Source organism: Herpetosiphon sp., from assembly GCF_003512625.1.
Taxonomy (GTDB): Bacteria; Chloroflexota; Chloroflexia; order Chloroflexales; family Herpetosiphonaceae; genus Herpetosiphon; species Herpetosiphon aurantiacus.
This window is the reverse complement of record NZ_DOPT01000024.1, coordinates 121760-124475: the sequence shown is the minus strand read 5'-3', so window position 1 is coordinate 124475 and position 2716 is coordinate 121760. Positions and strand designations below refer to the sequence as shown.

The window sequence follows — 2716 nt, the reverse complement described above, 5'->3', positions numbered from 1 at the left end:
GGACGCGGGAGGGCAACGAATGGCGCAAGGCAGGCAGGACTGGGACGTGATGCGAGCTGGTGTTGAATGATGGAGTCGTCGAGGAATGGGTGGTTGGTGCGAGGGCAGACACATTGGTACGTGTCGAGGTGGTTGTGACCCACGCTGCTCCATCCCGAACCAGGCCGTGAACGCGACACACACCGAGGCTACTGCAGCACCCGCTGTGGGAACGTAGGGGGATGCGTACCGCTCCAAGCAACACCGTGAGTAAGCTCGCGGTGTTGTTGTTTTTAGTCATAATGCAAACGATCAAGCCTACTTGCTAATCTTTACGATTAATCAAGTAGGCTTGATCGTTTAGTGCTTGATCGTCGAAAGTACTCGATTTAGTACATCGTTGATCGAATGTTTGGTTGTATCGAGATAAATATCGGCAGCAGCTCGCGCTTCTTGTAAACGCTGTTGCTGTTGATTGTGCAACCAAGCAGGGAAACTGGGTCGGCCACGTTCATGCACAGCTGGTAAATCTACATCAAGATAAATTAAGTAGTTGGCTTGATGTTTGCGCCAAAGCCCACGAATACCCGAATGTTCTTGAGCAATCACTCGCACTTGGATTCCATGGGTTTCTAAACCTTGGCGTAAGGTTGATTTACCTGCGGCACATGGCCCCACAATTACCACTGTTTCAGCTTGATTACCCATCGGCGGTTCCTTTCAGCGTATCTGCTGACCGCCAGCTTGGCAACGATGAAGCCTGTAAATTAGGCTCGTTCAACCGGAAAACATACGGTCATGCGGCGAACTTTATTTTCCGACTCCATCGGTAAGGCGGCCATCACGATCACGCTCATATCGTCGTTCGGTCGATTTTGATCAAGTTCCACGGCACGTCCTAGTAAATCATCGGTAACTTCTTGGGCTGTTCGTCCTTGGCGAACATTAAAATTGCCAAGATAGTTGTCTAGCTCAATACTTTCGTTATAGCGTCGGCCTGCATGCAGAATGCCATCGGTAAACACGACGACATAGACATAAGGCCGTAGGCTAATTTTGGTGATGACTGGTTTGGTCATCGAGTAGAGCCCAATTGGGGTCGATGGCTCGTTGTAGGTCGTCATCCCCTGCTCATCGATCACATAAAATGGGCAAGGGTTATTTCTTGATACTAACACACTTCGCGCTGAAAGATCTACTGAAAGTATATTAAGCGTTGCTGAGACTTGCCCATGACGATAGGCATACAGGTAATCGTGAACCGCGCGAGCAACAGCACCATCGCGTGCTCCATCTTTGAGCATTGAAATTGCCCTGGTTGTTACAAGGTTACTCAGGGTCTTGGCTCCTCGCCCACTACCTTGCCCATCGGCTAATACAAACGAAAATCCGCCATGCGGTCGTTCGATCATCTCAAGGGTGTCGCCGCTTTCGGGGGTGGCATATTTGCCAACTTTTGCAACACCAACTTGCAGTTCCAACATAACAATCCTCAGATTTCTAGTATTGATGGTGCGATTGCCTTACTTGCATCATACCACGAGACAGCCCGCCTTGGGTGCGGTACAATTGGCCTAGCAACAGAAGGAGGTCTCTGTGGAGCAGCGTGTTTTACGATTTGAAACACATACTGGGGTGCGCATCTACAGCCTTCCTGTAGAGGTTTTCCCTCAATTTTATGCCAATGTGTATCTGGTTATCGCCGATGGTTTGGTCTGTTTGATCGATACTGGCTCCGGTCATGGCAATTCGAATACCGATCTGGTCGCTGGCTTTGCCGCAATTCAAGCTCTATGGGGCGAGAAGCTGAGTTTGGCCGATGTTAATCAGATTATTTTGACCCACGCTCATATCGATCATTTTGGCGGCTTAGGGTTTGTGCGCCAATTTACCCAAGCTCCGACTGCTATCCACATTGCTGATCGGCGGGTGATTACCAATTATGATGGGCGCTTGTTGTTTGCTTCCAAGGCATTAAGTCGCTTTTTGCGCCATGCGGGGGTTTCGGCTGAGCAACATCAGCATTTGATGGGTATGTATTTGCATAATAAAGATGCGTTTCGGCCTCAGCCGATTGAGCAAACCTTTGAAGATGGCGATCGGCTTTGCAATTTGTTTGAGGTTATTTACACACCTGGCCATTGCCCGGGCCAAGTTTGTTTACGTTTGGATGAGGTGTTGTTTAGTGCTGATCATATTTTGGCCCGCACCGCTCCGCATCTTGCGCCCGAAATGATTACCCCAGGCACAGGCTTGGAGCATTATATTAGTGGCTTGCGCCAAGTTGCCAAACTCGATGGCATTGAATTGACCTTGGGCGGCCACGAGCAGCCAATCGAAAACTTAGCCCAGCGCTTAGAGCAAATTTTCGCTTCTAATCAACGTAAAATCGATCGGATTAGCGATTTGCTCAAGGCCCAGCCGCAAACTGTTGCCCAGCTTAGCGCCGCCATGTATCGTGGTTTACAGGGCTACGATCAGTTATTGGGCATCGAAAAAGTGGGCGCATTCGTCGAATATTTGTATCTGCGCGGCTATGTGCGGCCAGTCAACATCGCCCCCGACAACGACGACCGCGACCCGATTAATGTGATGTATGAATTGTTTTAAGTGCTACCCTGTGTTCTGATAGCACCAATGATCCTTTGGTTTATCGAGCGATGTCTGTCTGCCCTCATTGCTCTTGAGGGGGTGCTGGGGGATTAAAGCCCCCAGCGTTTCCCGCCTTGAGGCGGGA

Annotated in this window: 3 protein-coding genes; 1 reads left to right on the top strand and 2 read right to left on the bottom strand. The window is 49.8% G+C overall.

All coding sequences use genetic code 11. The annotated features are described in order from the left end of the window. Positions 1 to 339: 339 nt before the first annotated feature. Complete coding sequence (locus tag DEF47_RS06090; protein WP_012190705.1) at positions 340 to 687, bottom strand: response regulator; 348 nt, start codon at positions 685 to 687, stop codon at positions 340 to 342. 59 nt (positions 688 to 746) lie between these two features. Continuing rightward, positions 747 to 1463: a SpoIIE family protein phosphatase gene (locus DEF47_RS06085; protein ID WP_012190704.1), complete on the bottom strand. Its 717-nt coding sequence runs from the start codon at positions 1461 to 1463 to the stop codon at positions 747 to 749. Between the two features lie 112 nt (positions 1464 to 1575). Between DEF47_RS06085 and DEF47_RS06080 the strand changes: the two genes are divergently transcribed. After that, entirely contained in the window at positions 1576 to 2589 is a 1014-nt protein-coding gene (locus DEF47_RS06080; RefSeq protein WP_012190703.1) for an MBL fold metallo-hydrolase, read from the top strand. Positions 2590 to 2716 lie beyond the last annotated feature (127 nt).